Source organism: Kribbella sp. NPDC049584, from assembly GCF_040675555.1.
Taxonomy (GTDB): Bacteria; Actinomycetota; Actinomycetes; order Propionibacteriales; family Kribbellaceae; genus Kribbella.
Map to the genome: position 1 here is coordinate 792,887 of NZ_JBFAPF010000002.1, position 19,589 is coordinate 812,475.

14 protein-coding genes are annotated in these 19,589 nt (G+C 67.4%); 6 read left to right on the top strand and 8 right to left on the bottom strand.

The genetic code is table 11. The features are described 5' to 3' along the window. The first annotated feature begins 35 nt into the window (after window positions 1-35). Window positions 36-932 (top strand): diacylglycerol kinase family protein, encoded by an 897-nt coding sequence (locus tag AB0J62_RS10505; protein ID WP_363867032.1) that lies wholly within the window; start codon window positions 36-38, stop codon window positions 930-932. On the opposite strand, the gene sigJ is transcribed toward AB0J62_RS10505, so the two are convergent. After that, on the bottom strand, window positions 906-1,799 hold the full coding sequence (gene sigJ / locus AB0J62_RS10510; RefSeq protein WP_363867035.1) for an RNA polymerase sigma factor SigJ: 894 nt from the start codon (window positions 1,797-1,799) through the stop codon (window positions 906-908). The genes AB0J62_RS10505 and sigJ overlap by 27 nt on opposite strands. 86 nt (window positions 1,800-1,885) lie before the next feature. Between sigJ and AB0J62_RS10515 the strand changes: the two genes are divergently transcribed. Further along, window positions 1,886-2,254: a DoxX family protein gene (locus AB0J62_RS10515; protein ID WP_363867038.1), complete on the top strand. Its 369-nt coding sequence runs from the start codon at window positions 1,886-1,888 to the stop codon at window positions 2,252-2,254. On the opposite strand, the gene pulA is transcribed toward AB0J62_RS10515, so the two are convergent. The 5 genes from pulA to AB0J62_RS10540 all read right to left on the bottom strand — a co-directional run bounded on the left by pulA (window position 2,251) and on the right by AB0J62_RS10540 (window position 10,619). Then, complete coding sequence (pulA, locus tag AB0J62_RS10520) at window positions 2,251-7,902, bottom strand: pullulanase-type alpha-1,6-glucosidase (protein ID WP_363867042.1); 5,652 nt, start codon at window positions 7,900-7,902, stop codon at window positions 2,251-2,253. The genes AB0J62_RS10515 and pulA overlap by 4 nt on opposite strands. A 73-nt stretch (window positions 7,903-7,975) precedes the next feature. Continuing rightward, a complete protein-coding gene (locus tag AB0J62_RS10525) occupies window positions 7,976-8,698 on the bottom strand; it encodes a Sir2 family NAD-dependent protein deacetylase (protein WP_363867045.1) in 723 nt (240 codons plus the stop codon). Window positions 8,699-8,708: 10 nt separating this feature from the next. Then, on the bottom strand, window positions 8,709-9,284 hold the full coding sequence (locus AB0J62_RS10530; protein ID WP_363867048.1) for a GNAT family protein: 576 nt from the start codon (window positions 9,282-9,284) through the stop codon (window positions 8,709-8,711). A gap of 10 nt (window positions 9,285-9,294) precedes the next feature. Further along, a complete protein-coding gene (locus AB0J62_RS10535) occupies window positions 9,295-9,507 on the bottom strand; it encodes a sulfurtransferase TusA family protein (RefSeq protein ID WP_363867051.1) in 213 nt (70 codons plus the stop codon). Continuing rightward, window positions 9,504-10,619: an aminotransferase class V-fold PLP-dependent enzyme gene (locus AB0J62_RS10540; RefSeq protein ID WP_363867054.1), complete on the bottom strand. Its 1,116-nt coding sequence runs from the start codon at window positions 10,617-10,619 to the stop codon at window positions 9,504-9,506. Before AB0J62_RS10540 ends, AB0J62_RS10535 begins: the two co-directional genes overlap by 4 nt. 94 nt (window positions 10,620-10,713) lie before the next feature. Between AB0J62_RS10540 and coxB the strand changes: the two genes are divergently transcribed. From coxB to AB0J62_RS10560, 4 genes are all read left to right on the top strand, one after another. Beyond that, a complete protein-coding gene (gene coxB / locus AB0J62_RS10545; RefSeq protein WP_363867057.1) occupies window positions 10,714-11,601 on the top strand; it encodes a cytochrome c oxidase subunit II in 888 nt (295 codons plus the stop codon). Then, window positions 11,598-13,370 (top strand): cytochrome c oxidase subunit I, encoded by a 1,773-nt coding sequence (gene ctaD, locus AB0J62_RS10550; protein ID WP_363867060.1) that lies wholly within the window; start codon window positions 11,598-11,600, stop codon window positions 13,368-13,370. The genes coxB and ctaD overlap by 4 nt, the downstream gene beginning before the upstream one ends. Further along, complete coding sequence (locus AB0J62_RS10555) at window positions 13,367-13,762, top strand: cytochrome c oxidase subunit 4 (RefSeq protein ID WP_134098077.1); 396 nt, start codon at window positions 13,367-13,369, stop codon at window positions 13,760-13,762. The genes ctaD and AB0J62_RS10555 overlap by 4 nt, the downstream gene beginning before the upstream one ends. Before the next feature lie 220 nt (window positions 13,763-13,982). Further along, window positions 13,983-15,224 (top strand): Ig-like domain-containing protein, encoded by a 1,242-nt coding sequence (locus AB0J62_RS10560; RefSeq protein WP_363867064.1) that lies wholly within the window; start codon window positions 13,983-13,985, stop codon window positions 15,222-15,224. A 1,457-nt stretch (window positions 15,225-16,681) separates the two neighbouring features. On the opposite strand, the gene AB0J62_RS10565 is transcribed toward AB0J62_RS10560, so the two are convergent. Both AB0J62_RS10565 and AB0J62_RS10570 read right to left on the bottom strand, forming a co-directional pair. Continuing rightward, window positions 16,682-18,196, bottom strand: coding sequence for a DUF222 domain-containing protein (locus tag AB0J62_RS10565; protein ID WP_363867067.1), 1,515 nt, complete (start codon window positions 18,194-18,196; stop codon window positions 16,682-16,684). Window positions 18,197-18,940: 744 nt separating this feature from the next. After that, window positions 18,941-19,579: a hypothetical protein gene (locus tag AB0J62_RS10570; RefSeq protein ID WP_363867070.1), complete on the bottom strand. Its 639-nt coding sequence runs from the start codon at window positions 19,577-19,579 to the stop codon at window positions 18,941-18,943. Window positions 19,580-19,589: the final 10 nt, after the last annotated feature.

Sequence of the window (19,589 nt, forward strand, 5' to 3'; positions counted from 1 at the left end):
CCGAGCACGCTATCTCTCCGAACGGACAAAAATAAGTGAGTCCTGCCAGGCGGGCAGCCGTCATCGTGAATCCCGTCAAGGTCGAAGGCGACGCGTTCCGGCGTAGCGTCGGAACCGCGCTGGCCGAGCGGGGGTATGCGGACCCGCTGTGGCTGGAGACGACCGAGGACGATGCCGGGGTCGGGATGGCCCGGCAGGCGATCGACGAACAGGTCGATCTCGTGCTCGTCGCGGGCGGCGACGGCACCGTCCGGGTGGTGTGTGCCGAGCTGGCCGGGACCGCGATCCCGGCCGCGGTGCTGCCCGGCGGGACCGGGAACCTGCTGGCCCGCAACCTCGGCATCTCGCTCGAGCTCGACGTCGCGCTGCACGAGCTGCTCGACGGTTCGGAGCAGCGGATCGACAGCGTGCTGATCGAGGGCGATCAGCTGCCGGGCGACCGGTTCGTGGTGATGGCCGGACTCGGGCTGGACGCCGCGATCATCGAGGACGCGCCCGACGACCTGAAGAAGCGGGTCGGCTGGGCGGCGTACGTCGTCTCGACGCTGAAGAACCTGAACCACCCGTTCGTCAACGTCGAGATCGTCGTCGACGACCAGCCGCCGGTACGCCGTCGCGCGCGGACCGTGGTGATCGGCAACGTCGGCACGCTGCAGGCGAACATCCCGCTCTTCCCGGACGCGACGCCCGACGACGGCCGGATCGACGTGGTCGTGCTCGCGCCGCGCCGGATCAGCCACTGGCCGCGGCTGGCGCTCGGTCTGGTGATCAAGTCCTGGCGCGAGCGCCATGTCGAGCGGTTCATCGGCAAGCGGATCCAGGTCCGCGCGGACCGGGTGGTAGGCCGCGAGCTCGACGGCGACGCGATCGCCGCGGGTACGTCGCTCGTCGCGGAGGTGGATCCGTCAGCGCTCGTCGTCCGCGTGCCCTGACGGCTGAACCGGCGCCGGCCCTGACGACTGCCCTGACGGCTGCATGTGGGTCAACTTGTCGGGGTTGACGATGCCGTGGATCGCGTTGATCCGGCCCTCGGCGACCACGAACGACCAGATCGCGACAGTGCGGTCGCTGCGGTCGTGGATCCTGAGCGCCGGTTGGCCGCCGACATGCACCGGCTCGGTGGTCAGCTCGCGGAACTTGCCGAACGCGCCGATGAGCAGGCGGGCGACATTGCCGGCGCCGTGCACCGGCCTCGGGAACCCGCCCTTGCCGCCGCCGTCGCCGGTGAACGTGACGTCCGGGGCGAGGAGTTCGACCAGGCTGTCCAGCTCGCCTTCCTGGGCGGCGGCGGTGAAGCGGCGTACCAACTCGTCTCGTTCGTGGGGCGAGGGATCGAAGCGTGGTCGGTTGTCGGCGATCCGGCGGCGGGCGCGGACGGCGAGCTGGCGGCAGTTGGCCGGAGTCTTGCCGAGGATTCCGGCGAGATCGTCGTAGGAGTAGCCGAAGACGTCGCCGAGCAGGAAGACCGCGCGCTGGTCGGGGGAGAGGCGCTCGAGGACGACGAGGAACGCGGTGGACAGCGAGTCCGAGAGCGCGGCCCGGTCGGCGAGATCGACGTACTCGTCGACGGCGGGCTCGGGCAGCCACGGGCCGAAGTACTGCTCGCGTTGGCGCCGTGCCGAGCGCAGCTGGTCGATCGCGAGCCTGGTGGTCACGGTGGTGAGGAATGCCTTGGGCGACGCAACGTCGGGCTCGCGGTGCAGGCGCAGGTACGCTTCCTGCACGACGTCCTCGGCGTCACCGAACGTGCCCAGCATCCGGTACGCGATCGAGAGCAGCAGCGGTCTGAGTTCCTCCATCACACCTTCACAGACGATCGACTGGTCTTCCCGGTGACAGTTCGTCGATTGTCACAGGAGTCGATTGTCGATCGTCTGCCATCGACATGAACACGATCACCTGGATCTTCACCGGCGTGCTCGCCGTCGTCTTCACGATCTCGGGCGTCCTGAAGGCCACAATGTCCCGCGCCCACCTGATCGCCAGCGGTCAGACCGGCATCGCACCGTTCCCGATGCCGCTCGTCCGCTTCGTCGCCGTCTGCGAACTTCTGGCGGTGGCCGGGCTCCTCGCTCCGTGGCTCACCGACAACGCGCGCGTCCTCACGCCGCTGGCCGCGGTCGGGCTGGTCATCGTGATGATCGGCGCCGCCACCTCACACTCCTCGCTCCGCGAACCACGCTCGACGGCCGCCAACGCCATCCTTCTGGCGCTGGCGGCCTTCGTAGCTGCTGCTCGGTTCGCCGGCCTCTAATGCTGAACGAGTACGGCGACTGTGCGCGGCGGGACTGTCGCCGTGCCGGTGGCGGCATTCCAGGTCGTCTGCTTGACGACGGCGTCCGACCCGCCGGCCTGTACCGGTGACAGCGAGAGGTTGGCGCCGCTCAGCCCCGGCACCTGCTGGGATACTGCCGATCCGGTGCTGTTGAACACCACGACCACGCCCTTCAGCGCTGGGTCGACATTCGGTCCCACTGTGTCGTCGATGCGCATCGTGATCACGCCAGGCGTCGTACCGCTCAGCGGGAAGCTGAGCTTCTGGTTGATGAGGTCGGCGGTGCCGAGCCGGAACAGCGGCGTCGAGAACCGCAGCTTCAGCAGCTCGGCCGCCGCCGCGGACGCCGTGGCCACATCGGCCGACGACGGCTTCAGCGCCGGGTTGGCCAGCAGCGGCTTCATGTACGGCCACTTGGCTTCGTTGTCGGCCTTCGGTGGGAGGCCGTGGCCGAAGCCGTTGTCCGCGCCGGTCCAGTCCAGGGTGTTGAACCAGTCGCCGGAGTCGTACGAGTTGCGGTCCAGCGACTTGCTCCGCAGCAGGTCCGCTCCCGCGTGCCAGAACGACGGCGTCTGCGCCAGCGCGGTCGTTGCCAGCGACAACGTGTTCATCCGGATCCGGTCCGGCATCGGCAGATCCGTCGGCAGCTTGTAGGTCAGCGTGTCCCACAACGTTTCGTTGTCATGGGCATCGACGTAGCTGATCACCTCGTCCGGCTGATCGGCGTACCCGGCCGGCGAGCCGTTGTAGTCGACGCCGTCCCCGCGCACCGTCGTACCCGATTCGACGGAACGGAAGGTGAACGAGCGCAGGTTTCCGGCCAGGCCGAGTTGGACCAGGTCGGTGTCGTGGGCCAGCCGCTTCGCGCGCTCGTCCGGCGTGCCGTTGATCGGGTCGCCGTTCGGGTCACTCGCCTCGCCGGAGCCGAAGCCCTGGATCCGCGGATTGTCGTCGAACGGCCCGCCGCCGCGCACCGCGTCGCGGAGACGGTCCGAGAACGTGCCGATCCCGGTCCCGCCGAGATTGCCCTGACGGGCCTGGACGAACAGCGCGTCGTTCGCGACCTCGCCGAAGTTCCAGCCCTCGCCGTACAGATAGATCGACTTGCCGTCGACGCCGTCCTTGGCGAGCGTCAGCTTGTCGAGCGCCGCGCGGACCTTCAGCATGTTCGCCTTGGAGTGATGGCCCATCAGGTCGTAGCGGAAGCCGTCGACGTGATAGTTCTTCGCCCAGCTCACGGTGCCGTCGACCATGATCTTCTCGGCCATCGCGTGCTCGGTGGCGATGTTGCTGCAGCAGGTCGAGTTCTCGACCTTGCCGGTGGCGTTCAGCCGCTGGTAGTACCCGGGCACGATCTGGTCGAGCACCGACGTCGGCGCCTCGCCGGCGGCCGGCGTGTGGTTGTAGACCTGGTCGAGGACGACGCGCAGCCCGGCCTTGTGCAGCCCGCCGACCATCGTGCGGAACTCCGAGACCCGCGCCAGCCCGTCCTTCTGGGTCGCGTACGAACCCTCCGGCGCGAGCCAGTGGTACGGGTCGTAACCCCAGTTGAACCCGTCCTTCGCGGCGACGGCCGTCACGCAGGCCTGCTGCTGGTCCGAGTCCGGCGGCAGCGCCTTCAGGTCACAGGCCGGAGTCTGCTGATCGGTCTCGGGGATTGACGCGATGTCGAACGTCGGCAAGAGATGCACCGTATTGAGCCCGGCCGCGGCGAGGGCCTTGAGGTGCTTGGTTCCATCACCGTCGTCGGCGAAGGCGAGGTAGGTACCGCGATGCCCGGCGGGAACCGTGTTGTCGTTGATCGAGAAGTCGCGGACATGCAGCTCGTAGATCGTCGAGTCGACACCCCGCGCAAGCTTCGGCGCGGGCGTCTTCGCCCACAACGCGGGCTGACCCGCCGGATCATTCAGGTCGGCGGCGACGGAGTACGTCGAGTCCGTCGTCAGCGCGACCGAGTAGGGATCCGTGACGACGTTCGTCTCCACCTTCCCGGTGCTCGGCGCAAAGACCGTCACCTCGAAGCGGTACGACGCGTTCTTCCACGAGCGGGATCCGCCGACTACCCACGAACCGTCGTCGTTGCGCTTCATCGGGACAGCCGCCGAGCCGACCAGCAATCGCACGTTCTGCGCGGTGGGGGCCCACAAGGTGAAGGTGGGCGCACCCGCGTGCCACGTCACGCCGTACGAACGGCCGGCCGCGCTCTTGTAAAGGTCGTCGAGGACTCCCGGTATCTGCACGCCGGTCGCATCGAGCAGTCGGCCCGTGTCGTCGTACTGCGCCAGACCGAGCTGCCCGGTGAGGATCTTGCGGGCGTCGGCGTTGTCCAGCCGGAGCGTCGTGTACCCAGGTTTCACGACCCGCGAGTCGTACCGCAGGGCTGTCGACGATCCACCGATGTCGTCCGCGTCGACCTTCAACGAGCCCGTGTCGGACCAGTGCAGCCGCCACCGGTAGCGCTCGGGGTGGGCGACGGCCGGTACGGCGAGCGTGTTGCGGTCCAGCCAGTACGCCTTGGCCTGGCTCAGGTCCGGCGTAGCACCGGGCTTGGACGTCGTCACCGTGAACTGGTGCGTCGCGAGCACGTACGAGAACGTGACCACGAGCCCGTCGCTCGGCACCGAGACCGGCACATTGTTCGCCGGATAGCTCTCGTCCCAGGACAGGTTGTGTGCGACCTTCGCCTCATAGTTGCCCGCTCCCAACTCGCTGGTGGACCAGGTATACGTCCCGTCCCCGTCCTCGTCGGTCAACCAGGGTCGCATGCAGGACGGATCCCAGTCGGCCGGACAGCCCAGCTCGGACTGGAACGAGCCGGGGACGGTGATGATCGGTCCCTGCGCACTGGACGTGACGTAGTGCCGTCCGTGCTCGTAGTAGAAGCTGACCGGTCCGTTCGGCGCTGTGTAGGAGATGTTCGCGCCGTTCGCGACACCGCCGGCGCCATAGTTCTCGTCCCAGGTCTTGTTGATCGCCGCCTTGTACGCGTGCTCACCGGCCGGGAGCGTGTACGTGCCCTTCCACACCTTGTCCTTCGGGTCGAGCGTCAACTGGGCCTGGTCGCAGTCCGGCGCCCAGTCCGCAGTACAACCCATCTCGCTGTTGTGGTCACCCGGCACCGACACGTTGGCAGGCTGGACGACCGGACCGGTGCCCCCACCGCCGCCACCGGCCGCGGGTGCGTCCCCGACGACGCCGTACGACCCGGACACCGAGTAGTTGCCCGCGGCATCCCGCAGTACGGCGCGGTACTCGAGCAGAGTGCCCTTCGCCAGACCGGACACGTCCTGGAAGACGCGGTACGGCGCGTTGTCGTCCGCACCGAGCCGCGTCCATGCCGTCGTACCCACCGGCCGGTAGCCGAAGGTCACAGTGACCGGGGTGTTCGCAGGAACCGCAGCGGCGATCTCAGCGCGCCCACCGACCGTCGCACCGAGCTCCGGCGAGCTCATGTAGACAGCAGGTGCCTTAGCAGGCTTCGGGACCTTCGTCTGGGCCTGGTACACCGTCACGGACAGCGGCGCCTGGCTGACGACCACACGGCCTTCGCGGTCGGTCTTCACAGACTTGGTGCCGCCGTAGACCGGCTTGAGCCACGTGTTCGGTCCGTACGTCGGCACTGTCGCCGACGCCGCGGTCTTCGAGTTGTTCGCGACTACCAGGTACTCGACATTGTCGCTGCCGAGTCGGCTGAACGCGTACAGGCCGTTGAGGTTGGAGGAGTAACGGTGCACCTGCCGTCCGTCCGACAGGGCCGGGTACTTCGCCCGCAGCTTCGCCAGCGCCGCGATGTGCTTGTACATCGGCGAGTTGACGTCGTACCGGTCCTTGCTGCCGATCGTCGTCGTACCGGTGCCGTCGACGACCTCGTCGTCCGCGTAGTCGGCGGTCTTGGTCGCGAACATGTCCTGGCGCGCGTCCTTGTCACCACCCGGACCTGTGAAGCCCTGCTCGTCGCCGTAGTAGACGACCGGCTGGCCGCGGGTCAGGTACATCAGCGAGTGCGCCAGCTCGTCCCGCGCGAGCAGCTCCTGACCGGCTGCGCCGCCCTGCTTGAGGAACATCCCGACGCGGCCCATGTCGTGGTTGCCGAGGAACGTCGGCAGCTCGTACGCGTTCGAATCCGTGTCGGTGTAGTAGTCGTCGTCGGCGTAGAAGTCCTGCAGCTTGGTACTCGGATCGCCCTTCGCATAGGCGACCGCGTTCTGCTGGAACCCGAAGTCGAGCGTCGCCTGCAGGTCGCCCTTGGTCGTGTACGTCGACATGAACTGCGGGTTCGCGTCGAAGACCTCGCCGAACATGAAGAAGTTCTTCGACCCCGCGCTCTTGGCCGCGGCCAGGATCTGCGGCGAGAACTTCTGCCAGAACTCGATGTTGACGTGTTTGACGGTATCGATCCGGAACCCGTCGATCCCGAACTCGGCCCAGGTCTTGTAGACGTCGATCATCCCGTCCCGCACGCGCGGCTGCTCGGTGAACAGGTCGTCCAGCCCGACGAAGTCGCCGTACTCCGCGCTCTCGCCGGCGAACGTCGAATCGCCGCGGTTGTGGTACAGCGTCGGGTCGTTCAACCAGACCGGCACCTTGACGGTCGCGTCGGCCGGGGTGCGGAACACCGGAACGTTCGGGAACGACGTGTTGGCGTCCAGCGGCGGGAAGGTGTCGCCGCCGGCGTACTGCTTGTCGTCGAAAACGTTGCCCTGAGCATCCTTGTACGGGGACGTCGACTTCGGGATGTAGCCGTAGTTGTGGGACTGGTAGTCGATCACGTCCGCGGTGTGGTTGGTGATGATGTCGAAGAAGACCTTCATCCCCTTGCGGTGCGCGAGGTCGATCAAGCGCTTCATGTCCGCGTTGGTGCCCAGGTGCGGGTCGATCTGGGTGAAGTCGGTGATCCAGTACCCGTGGTATCCGGCGCTCACGTCCGCCCCGGCCCCCTGCACCGGACGGTTCTTGAACGACGGGGTGAGCCAGATGGACGTCGTACCCAGGGACTTGATGTAGTCGAGCTTCTGCATCACACCGGCCAGGTCGCCGCCGTGGTAGAAGCCCTTGTCGGTCGGGTCGAGCCCGGTCTGCAGGCGGTCGCCGGTGAGTCCGCCGGCGTCGTTCGACGTGTCACCGTTGGCGAACCGGTCCGCCATCAGGAAGTAGAACCGTTCCTTGGTCAGGTCCGGCCGCAGGCTCGGTGATGCCAGCGTCTTGTCCGCGGCGGTGACCGTCGACCCCGCGAGATCGACCGGCTTCACCGTCACAACGTGACTAGTGTCGTCGTAACTAAATTGCAGCTTGGCCGGTCCCGCGATGGTCAGAGGGATGTTCGGCCCGTTCAGCACGCCGCCCGCGCCGTAGTTCTCGTCCCAGCCCTTGTTGATCGTGACCTTGTACTCGTACGTCCCCGCCGGCACGTCGAACACCTTCGTGTACGGCGCACCCGCCCCGAGACTGGTCGCGTCACAGCCCGGATCCCAGTCGGCCGCACACCCCAGCTCGCTCTGCAGCGACCCCGCCAAGGTGACGACCCGATCCACCGCGACCTGAGCCGGCGCCTGAGTCGCCGTACCCAGCCCGAGCACGACCACAGCGGCCGCGGTGAAACCTGCTGTCCAACGCCTGAACCCGCGCATCACGGTCCCCTCCCGCCGATTCACCTGCCGGGGACGCTAGCTGCCGCTTTTTACCCTGGGGAGGGCTCGAATGTCACGGTAAGGTCACGAGGTCCGGCAGGGTGGTCTCGATCGGGGTCCGCAGGACGGTCGCGGCCTGTTCGTCGTACGGCGTCGGCTGGGCGTTCAGGATGATCAGCGGCTTGCCGGCGTTCAGGGCGAGGTCGCAGAGACCTGCGGCCGGGTATACCTGCAGGGAGGTGCCGACGGCCAGGAACAGGTCGGCGGCTTCGGTGGCGGCGACAGCTCGATCGAGTACCTCGCGGTCCAGCGACTGGCCGAAGGACACCGTCGCCGACTTGAGGATGCCCCCGCAGACCTCACAGGCCGGGTCCTCGTCACCGGACTCGAGCCGGGGGAGCACGTCGGCCATCGGGATCCGCCGACCGCACTGCAGGCAGTCGACGTACCAGACCGTCCCGTGCAGTTCGTGGACGAGCGACGGCGACGAACCGGCCTTCTGGTGCAGGCCGTCGACGTTCTGCGTGATCAGACCGGTCAGCCGGCCCTGCCGCTCCAGCTCGACCAGTGCCAGGTGGCCGGGGTTCGGCTCGGCTGTCCACGCGGGCACGGCGAGCCGGTGCTTCCAGGTAGCCACGCGGACCTCACGGCTATCGACGTACTCGTCGATGTCGAACATCGCCTCCGCGGCCGGGTTCTTCGTCCACACGCCCTGCGGTCCCCGGAAGTCGGGGATCCCGGAAGCGGTCGAGATCCCGGCCCCGGTCAGCACGGCGATACGTTCGGCGTCGATCACGGTTCCGAACCTATGTCGAGACGCCGCGGGGGCTGTGCGCGGGGATCCATTCGGAGGCGAGGATCGACATGACGATCTCGTCGATCCATTCGCCGTCCCAGAGCAGGGCATCCCGTAGTACGCCCTCGACCTTGAAGCCGGCCTTCTCGTAGGCGCGCCGGGCTCGCGGGTTGAACGCGTAGACGCCGAGACTGATCCGGTGCAGGCCGATCTGGCCGATGCCGTAGCCGACGATCAGCCGGGTCGCTTCGGTGCCGAGTCCACGGCCCTGGCCGACGGCGCCGATCAGGATCCGGAAGTTGCAGTTCTTGTTGGGCGGATCCCAGTCGTTCAGCACGGCCTCGCCGACGACCTGGCCGGAGGCGCGGTCGACGATCGCCAGGTCGAGCCGGTCGGTCTGGTCCTTCCGGGTGCGCATCCACTCCCGGGCGCGCTCCTCGCTGATCTGCTCATGGCTCCCGGTCAGCCGGGCCACGTCCGGGTCGTCCATCGCGGCAGCGAGCGCTTCGTAGTCACCCTCGTCCAGCGGTCTCAGTACGACGAGATCGCCGGTCAGCGTCGGTTTGTGCGCGAAGTCGGTCACCATACCGAGTCTGTCAGCTGAGACGCCGTACGACGTAGCGTTTTTCGGCCGCTTCGACGAGCTCCTGGGATCGCATCCGGCACCAGGCAGGGATGTCGACGGCTGCGGCCGGGTCATCGGCCAGAACGGTGACGGTTTCGCCGACAGCCACGGTCGGTAGCGCCTTGGCCAGTTTGATCACCGGGAGTGGGCAGACCATGCCTTGGCAGTCCAGTTCGACGTTCACATCCCCACCTCCGCCCGGATCCGCTGCACTATGCCCGGCAGCACCTGGCAGAACCTGTCGACGTCCTCATAGGTGGTCTCACGGCTCAGAGACACCCGCACGTTTCCATGCGTCAGCACGCCCATCGCGGCCAGGACATGCGAAGGCTTGAGGGTGCTCGACGTACAGGCGGAGCCACTGGAGACTGCGAAGCCCTCCGCGTCCAGTGCGGTCACCAGTGCCTCGCCGTCGACGTACAGGCAGGAGAAGGTGAGGATGTGGGGCAGCCGGTCGTCCGGGTCGCCGACCACTTCCACATCCGGTACGTCGGCCGGCACACGACGCCGTACCTCGTCGATCCACGCCCGGTGCTGCTTGTTGAGCTCCTCGGCCTCACTCAGCCGGGCCTGCAGCGCTGCCGCCGCAGCCAGCGCATTCGGTACGTCGGGGAAGCCGGGGGAGAGCCCGTCCTCACGCTCGTCCATCGGCCACGAGGGCGCGATCCGCGCGCCCTTGCGCACCGCCAGCAATCCCACACCGGCCGGTCCGCCCCACTTGTGCGCACTGGCCGCCAGCAACGACCAGCCCTCGGGTATCACGTCGTGGCCGACGGACGCAGACGCATCAACAAACAGGGGTACTTCGCCACAGTTCTGTGCGATCGCGGCGATTGGTTGCCTAGTACCTACTTCGTGGTTGGCCGACTGGAGAGCAGCCACGGCGACGCCAGGCCGCCGTACTGCGTCTGCGAAAGCCTCCTGATCAACCCGGCCGCGGATGTCCACGCCGACCTCGACACCGTCGTCCCCAGCACTGTGCAGAACGGCGGAGTGCTCGACAGCGGTGTGCACCACCGTCCGGCCGACCCGCTGGCGCGCGGCCCGTACCGCGGACAGGCCGGCCTGGATCGCCGTCGTACCGGAAGTCGTCAGATAGAGCTCGTCCGGGCGTACTCCGATCGCATCCGCCAGCACCGCGCGGGCGTTGTCCAGCAGCAGCCGGGCGGTCCGTCCTTCGTGGTGCAGACGCACCGGATCGGCCCATCCGGAATCCACTGCCGACAGCAACATTTCCCGTGCTGCCGGGTGCAATGACTCCGCCGACGCCGCGTCCAGATACCCACGCTCGCTCACACGGGAAACGCTAAGCCCTACCTATGCGTCGGGACGCGAAAGGTGTCCAGTAGTGTTTGGTCGTCAGTCTCACTTGGGAAGGGAAAGGCGCCCCGTGGGTTCGAACGGCACGCCCGGAGTGGAGGAGCGACCGGCAGGTTCTGCCGGCGCCACACGACCGGCGAAGCGTCGCCTGCTGGTCGGCAGTGCAGTGGTGCTCGGCACCCTCATGCTGACCGGTTGCTCGACGGCGACCACTGAGCAGTGGAAACGACTCGGTCTCCCCGAGGGCGCGTCCGACCGGACCGAAGCGGTCCGAAGCCTGTGGATCGGCGCGTGGATCGCCGCGCTGATCGTGGGCGTGATGGTCTGGGGGCTGATCCTCTGGGTCTCCGTCCGGTACCGCAAGCGCAACGACGACGCACCCCGGCAGGTGCGGTACAACCTGCCGCTCGAGGTGCTCTACACGCTGGCGCCGTTCGCGATCATCGGCGTGCTCTTCTTCTACACGGTGGAGCACGGCAACAAGATCACCGCGATGTCGGGCACCCCGCAGCACACCGTGAACGTGGTGGGCCAGCAGTGGCAGTGGACCTTCAACTACAAGGACACCGTCGACGGGCAGCAGGGCGTCTGGGAGACCGGCACGATGGACCGGCCGGCCACCCTGTGGCTGCCGGTGAACGAGTCGGTGCACTTCGACCTGACCTCGCCGGACGTGATCCACTCGTTCTGGGTGCCGTCGTTCTACTTCAAGCTCGACGTGATCCCGGGCCGGACGAACAAGTTCGAGCTGACCCCGACCAAGATCGGCACCTTCGAGGGCAAGTGCGCGGAGCTCTGCGGGCTCTACCACAGCCGGATGGTCTTCAGCGTCAAGGTCGTCAGTCGCGACGACTACGACTCACACCTCCGTGAGCTGGCCGCCAGGGGCCAGACCGGCGCCGCCACCGGAGGCTCCGACGCCACCACCATTCCCGGCACAGGAGAGGGCGAGAAGTGACCGACTTCGCCGAGCGCACCGGCGCCATCGGTACCAGCACCGTATATCCGCGGCGACGCACCAAGGGTCAGATCCTGGTCAAGTGGATCACCACGACCGACCACAAGCTGATCGGGCACATGTACCTGATCACGTCGTTCGCGTTCTTCCTGATCGGCGGCGTGATGGCGCTGATCATTCGCGCCGAGCTGGCCAAGCCGGGCTTGCAGATCGTGAACGAAGAGACGTACAACCAGCTGTTCACGATGCACGGCACGATCATGCTGCTGCTGTTCGCAACCCCGCTGTTCGTCGGCTTCGCGAACGAGATCATGCCGATCCAGATCGGCGCACCTGATGTCGCGTTCCCCCGACTGAACATGTTCAGCTACTGGCTGTTCCTGTTCGGCGGCCTGATCACGGTGAGCGGCTTCTTCACCCCGGGCGGCGCGGCCGACTTCGGCTGGTTCGCCTACGCCCCGCTGTCCAACGCGGTCCGCTCGCCCGGTGTCGGCGGCGACCTGTGGATCATGGGTCTGTGGATGGCCGGTCTGGGCACCATCCTCGGTGCGGTCAACTTCGTGACGACGATCATCACGATGCGCGCACCCGGTATGACGATGTTCCGGATGCCGATCTTCACCTGGAACATCCTGGTGACATCGATCCTCGTCCTGATCGCGTTCCCGATCCTGGCCGGCGCGCTGCTCGTGCTCGAGGCGGACAGAGCCTTGGGAGCCCATGTGTTCGATGCCGCGAACGGGGGGCCACTGCTGTGGCAACACCTGTTCTGGTTCTTCGGACATCCAGAGGTCTACATCATCGCCCTGCCGTTCTTCGGCATCATCACCGAGATCCTGCCGGTCTTCAGCCGCAAGCCGGTCTTCGGCTACATCGGCCTGGTCAGCGCGACCCTGGGTATCGCGGTCCTCTCGGTGGCGGTCTGGGCACACCACATGTTCGTCACCGGCGCGGTGAACCTGCCGTTCTTCTCGTTCATGACGTTCCTGATCGCAGTGCCGACCGGCGTGAAGTTCTTCAACTGGATAGGCACGATCTGGGGCGGATCGGTCTCGTTCGACACCCCGATGCTCTGGTCGGTTGGCTTCCTGACGACCTTCCTCTTCGGCGGTCTGACCGGCATCATCCTGGCCTCGCCGGCCCTGGACTACCAGCTGTCCGACTCGTACTTCGTGGTCGCGCACTTCCACTACGTCGTCTTCGGCACAGTGGTGTTCGCGATGTTCGCCGGGTTCTACTACTGGTGGCCGAAGTTCACCGGCCGGATGCTGAACGAGCGACTGGGCAAGCTGCACTTCTGGCTGCTGTTCATCGGCTTCCACACGACGTTCCTGGTGCAGCACTGGCTGGGTGTCGAGGGCATGCCTCGCCGGTACGCCGACTACAAGGCCTCCGAGGGCTTCACCACGCTGAACGAGGTCTCCAGCGTCGGCGCCTTCATCCTGGGCCTGTCGATGCTGCCGTTCTTCTACAACGTGTACAAGTCGCGCAAGTCGCCGAAGGTCGGCGTCGACGACCCGTGGGGCTGGGGCCGGTCGCTGGAGTGGGCGACCAGCTCGCCGCCGCCGCGGCACAACTTCGAGAAGCTGCCGCGGATCCGTTCCGAGTCCCCGGCGTTCGACCTGCACCACGCGGAACTCGCCCTGGCGGAGTACCCGGACAACCGGGCCGGCACCGACAACCTGCTCGACGCGGGTGAGGACCAGGGACGCGTGGAGCATCTCGAGGAGATTGCCGATAGCGGGACCGAGGGGAAGGACAAGGCGTGAAGGTCGAAGCCTGGGTCTTCGGGATCCTGAGCGTTTTCGTGGTGGTCGTCACGCCGATCTACTGGCTGATGTCCAACGACCCCACCGGCACCACCGCGCTGGTGATGACGTTCTTCCTGTCGCTGCTGGTGGCGTTCTACCTGAGCGTCACGGCGCGCCGGATGGACGCCCGGCCGGAGGACCGCAAGGAAGCGGAGATCGCCGAAGGAGCCGGAGAGCTCGGCTTCTTCCCGCCGTACTCCTGGTGGCCGCTGTGGTGCGCGATGACGCTGGCGGTCGTCGTGCTCGGCATCGTCTTCGGCTGGTGGCTGTTCATCGCCGGAGTCGGGATCGGCATCGTCACGCTGAGCGGGTTCATCTTCGAGTACTACCGCGGTGACCACGCTCACTGAGTGTGCTGACGCTGCTCGCTAGTTGAGCATCGTACGAAAAACGCCGTCCGGGAACGAACCGGGCGGCGTCTTCGTGCGTCTTTAGGAATGCCACCGGTACGGACCGTTGTGGTCCGTACCAGTTCGGTGGCGGTGCGGTGCGAAGAAATGTCGCTGCGGCAGGTTACCCTTACCGCGGTTTGACTAAACAGGGGAGAGCTGGGGAATGGTGAGCGGTTCGGTGAGGAAGCATGGGCTTGCCGTGGCGGGGATCTGCGTGCTGCTGCTGGCCGGCACGGCCTGCAGTGACACGAAGGCCGACGGAGGTAACGGCAGCGGCGGTCAGTCGACCCCGTCCACGTCGCAGAGCAACTCACCCGGTGCATCGACCACCCCGGGCGACTCGACCACCCCGTCGGAGTCGCCCGCGGCCAACATCGCCATCGTGCCCGCCAAGGGTGCGTCCTCGGTGCAGCCGGACAAGCCGGTGACGGTGACCACGACGGCCGGCAAGCTGGCCGAGGTCACGCTGAAGGACGACGACGGTGACAAGGTCGCCGGCAGCTTCAACACCGACAAGACCCAGTGGACCTCGACGGACCACCTCAAGCCCGGCGCGTCGTACACCCTGAGCGGCTCCGCCGAGGGCAGCGACGGCGGCACCGTGCCGATCAGCTCGACGTTCAAGACGCTGAAGGCGTCCAAGAGCCTGAAAGCGTCGGTCGTCCCGCTGAACGGCGAGACCGTCGGCGTCGCCCTGCCGATCCAGATCTACTGGAACAACCCGGTCAAGGACCGCGCCGCGGTCGAGAAGCGGCTGAAGGTCACCACCTCGGTCCCGGTCACCGGCACCTGGCACTGGGTGAACAGCAAGCAGGTGAACTACCGCCCGATGAACTACTGGCCGGCCGGCACCAAGGTCTCGGTGAACATCGACACCCAGGGTGTCAACGCCGGCAACAACACCTGGGGTACCTCCAGCCGGAAGATCTCCTTCAGCATCGGCAAGTCGGTCGTCAGCTACGTCAACGTCAAGAAGCACTCGATGACCGTGATGATCAACGGCAAGCTGGCCCGCACGATCCCGATCACCGCCGGCAAGGACGGGTTCACCACCCGGAGCGGCGTCAAGGTGATCATGGAGAAGTTCACCACCAAGCGGATGGACGCGGCGACGATCGGCATCAAGCCGGGCGACCCGAACTACTACAACATCAGCGACGTGAAGTGGGCCCAGCGCGTCACCAGCTCCGGCGAGTTCATCCACGGCGCCCCGTGGTCGGCCGGCAGCCAGGGCAGCGCCAACGTCAGCCACGGCTGCGTCGGCATGAGCCTCGCGGACGCCCAGTGGTTCTTCAACCAGACCCTCCGCGGCGACCCCGTCACCGTCACCGGCACCTCCCGCCACATGGAGCCCGGCAACGGCTGGACCGACTGGAACACCACCTGGGCCGCCTACAAGAAGGGCTCCGCGCTCTCCTAAGCAGAGAGGGCGAGACGGCCGCCGGCAGAACAAGACAATTGAAGTCGCAGTTGGCTGGGCCGGACACCTCAAGGTGCCCGGCCCAGCCCATTCGACCGAGGAAGCTTCTTGTCGCCCCGGTCCCCACGCCTTGACGGCGAACAGTGCTGGTCGGGTCCATTTCCTCCATCGCGGTGGTGAGGATCTTGACCACGGTCTTCGCCTGCGCGAGGTCGACGAAGCACTGACACTGGCGGAGGTCGTCGCCGTTCAGCACGCACCCCAGGATGCCGGTGACCTGCAGGCGCCGCGAGCCGCCGCGATGAGTCGGCCGTCGCCGGGCAGCGGAATCTTGGTCACAAGCTCTCGAACAAGCCGCCACTCGAGCCGTTCGGTGCTTCGCAAGGCCCTGACGTTGTCTGCAAGCCCGCCGACCAGGTTGGGGTACTTCGCCCCGAGCTCGTCCGGGGTTGCCGGACGGGGCGGTCGGGTTGATCGGGCCGTTCCGGTGAGGATCGCCTTCGCGATGTCCAGCGAGAAACCGGCGACGCGGGTATTGCGTACGAGCCGCCCGAGGCTGTTGGACCCGACGTACTCGCTGGCTTTGCCCAACGACCTCGCGCCAGCCGTCCACAACGACGCTCGCGCAGACCGCCGGCCGCCGAATCGACCGTCTGTTGCCGCCGAATGCGCAGTTTCCAACTGCGTGCATTCGCCATCCGTGTTCCTCGACGCGCGGCGCAACCTTGCATGCCCGCCCCGAAACCTCCGAGACCTCCGAGACCTCCGAGACCTCCGAGACCTCCGAGACCCACGACACCCCCGAGACCTCCAAGACCCACGACACCCCCCGAGACCTCCGAGACCCACGACATCCCCGAGACCCACGACACCCCCGGACACCCCCGACATCCCCGACACCCACGGACACCCCGGACACCCCGGACACCCCGGACACCCCGGACACCCCCGAGTCTGCCCCGGTCTTGTTCGGCGGGGGGCAGCGGACCGGGCTGTGTTTGGCGGCGGTTCTCTTGCGGCGCGTTGACTCGGAGGGACCGCGGGTTGACCCTGGTGCGCCCTGAGGTGACAACGCAGCCGTCTGCCTTGACCGGTTCCTGCCCGGGCTGCCGTCCTCGGCTGCGGCCCTGCATCTCGGCTTAGGCGTAAGCGGCTCGGTCGCGCTCGGTGGACGGACGCACGGAGGCGAGGCCACGAGCGAGCTGCCGTTGGGTCGACGAGCGCCGGGCGATCGACGCCCTCCGGGTGGGTGCCGGGGTGGGTGAGTGTGCTTCGGGTGGGTGCCGGGATGGGTGAGTGTGCTTCGGGTGGGTGCCGGGGTGGGTGAGTGCGCTCCGAGTGGGTGACTGGCGTAGGGCAGGGTGATCTGGGTGGGTGACGGCGTGGGGCGGGGTGATCCGGGTGCCGTACGAGTGGCCGCGGATGGCCGTTCGGTCAATGGCGAGGCTGTTGTTCTGTCAGCCTGTCGCCAGGCCTGCCGAGGCGAAGGCAGCTGCTTCCTGGAGGATCGCGGCGTTGGCTCTCCACCGGGATCGGAGAGCTGCTGGCGCGACCGATCCGGCGGGATCACTGATGGGGTGATTGGTGGGGACACTCGTGGGGTCGCCGGCAGGATCGCCCGCCGGATCGCCCGCCGGATCGTCGGCGGGATCGCTGGCGGGATGGCTGGCGGTGGGGCTGCTGGTTGGCCGGTGGGTTGCGGGGGCCGGTTCGAGCTGGGGATGCGCTCGCCGGAGGTATTTTCGCTGCGAGCCGGGTGGTGGATCGGCCCACGTGGGGCGCGTGACCTTCACAATGCCGTTGGTAGTCGAGACAGTCCAGACGCCCTGGTGCAGATCGATGTGGTGGCGGCGGCAGAGGAGGGCGAGGTTGGACAGCTTGGTCTCGCCGCCGTCGATCCAGGAGACCAGATGATGGGCGTCGCACATGATCGGTGGCGCGCCGCAGATCACGCAGCCTCGGTCGCGGGCGTTGAGGGCGCGGCGGATGGCGCGGGTGACGAGTCGCTCGGAGCGGCCGACGTCCAGCGGTTCCGAATTTGACCCGAGCACCAGCGGGATGATCTTTGCGTCGCAGGCGAGGCGCCGGACGGTGGCAGCCGAGAGCCCGTCGCCGTACACCAGCTGCCCACTCGCCTCTGCCGTAGCCGCCTTCAGGTCCTCGAAGTCGATGGTCACCGTCAACGTCGCCTTGGCCCCCAGCCCCGGCACTGTGCCGACGGCGGGCCCACCCACCGAGCCGGCGCCGGCCGAGAAGCGGTCCGCCGACTGCCCTGTCGCGGGTGTCGGGCAGTCGGCCGGCGTTCCAGCCGTGAACGACCAGCGCTCCGCCGGCTGGCCGGCCCCGGATGACGGACGGTCTGCCGTGTGCCCGGCCCCGGATGACGGGCGCTCCGCCGACTGCGCTGCCGCGGGTGTCGAGCAGTCCGCTGGCGTTCCAGCCGTGAACGACCAGCGCTCCGCCGGCTGGCCGGCCCCGGACGACGAACGGTCTGCCGCGTGCCCGGCCCCGGACGACGGGCGCTCCGCCGACTGGCTGGCCGGGGGTGTCGCGCGGTCTGGCGACTGGCTGGCGGGGGGTGTCGGGCGGTCTGGCGACTGGCTGGCCGACCTCGAGCGGGCCGCCGACTGCCCGGCCCCGGACGACGGACGGTCTGACGTCTGGCCGGACTCGAGGGCGGCGGCTGCGATGCCGAGGGTGGTGGTTAGGGCGTCGGCCTGGCGCTTGTCGCGGGGGCGTGGGTCGGGGTCGCCGTCGACGGTCTTGTGGGGGCGGGCGCCGGCGTGGATCAGGGCGCGGAACAGCTCGGCGTTCTCGTTGGCGAGGTAGCCGCGGAACTTCACTCCGCGATCCGCGGGCGTCAAGGTCAGCGACTCGCGGTCGTACGCCTTGAGCTCCTCCGGCTCGGGGCCGTCGATATCGAGGATGTCCCGCATCTGGTTGCCCGCCTGACGCAGCTCTCGCGGTGACATGTGCGCGGCCCAGCTTCACCAGCTCCCGTTCGGCCGCGTCGCGATGGTCGATCGGCACGTGGGCCGGAACGCGCTCCAGCGCGGACACGATCGCATCTGCCTGCGCGGGCCGAAGCAACCATGCGTCAGCGTTGACAGCGTCTTCCTCGTCGGCAGCGTCTGCCTCGTCCACAGCATCCACATCGTCGGCGCGTCCAAGCGCATCTGGTGACGCGCCAGTCCGGTCGAGGGCGGCAGACACGGCCGGGTACTTCGACAACGCCCGCGCGAGTCGGAGCGTACGGCGGGCTGTCGGCGCGTCCTGGCGGTAGCGGAAGCGCAGGAGCTCCGCGGTGTCCCGAGCGCCGAGCTCAGCGGCGTACCCGGTGCTCTCGATGGTGGCGACCACACCCAGCCGGTAGGACTCCAGACGGGCGATCTCAGCGTCCACTGTGTCGAGAGTCGACAGCAGTTCGCCGCCGCTCATCGACCACACCGGCCGCTCGCCCAGGAGTTCCATACCTCGACCCTAGGCGCCCCCGCCGAGGATCAACGAACCAGAATCCCCTTATTCTGTGGGCAATTCGTGGGCCCACACAGTAAACAGACTGTCGAACACCACCTCCCAGTGACTGAGGTCGTAGATGGGCGGAGCCAGCACCTCGGGGTGTCCGGCCCGGCCCATTCGACTGAGAAGGCCCCTTCCCAGTCCTTACGCCTCGGCAGCGAACGATGCCAGTTGGGTCCAGTCCTCCATCGCGGTCGTCAGGAGTTTCTGACAGCAGTCTTCGCCTGCTCGAGAGCGAGATCGACGAAGCATTGGCAGCGACTGAGGTCGTCGTCATACATCAGGCAGAGCAGGATCCCGGTCACTTGCACACCGCGGGCCGCAGCGACGGCTTTGCCATCGAATGGAAGTGGAATGTGCTCGATCAGCTCCCGCGCGAACCGCTTCGCCAGCCCCTCCAAACCGAAGAGAGCAAGAATGCCGCCGCCGACCCAGCCGGCTAACTCATGTGCCTTGTCCTTGGCGGCGAGGATGAACTTTGCGACGTTCGCGAGCGCGGTGCAGTGACGTCGGCGCCTCGAGCGAACAAGCTTTGTGAACGTGTCCGATGACGCGTAGGAGGCGGCGCGCTCGGCCACAGCCTCTCGCCATCCGTCCGTGACGACATCTGCGCACATCTCGATGGCGCTGTCGGCCTTCTTCGTCTTGCCGTCGACAGACTGTTGTACGAGCGCTCCTCCGTCCGGCGTGCCTTCTGTCGAGTGCGTGAGCGTCCAGTGCTGCGCTTCGAGGTACGACGTGGTCGGCTTCCGGCGCTGCGGCGGCTGGCTGTCGATCGAGCCCGCGTCGACGCCGTACGCCCTCCTCGCTGACCGGGTTCTTGCAGCGTCGGCCATTCGGCTTGAT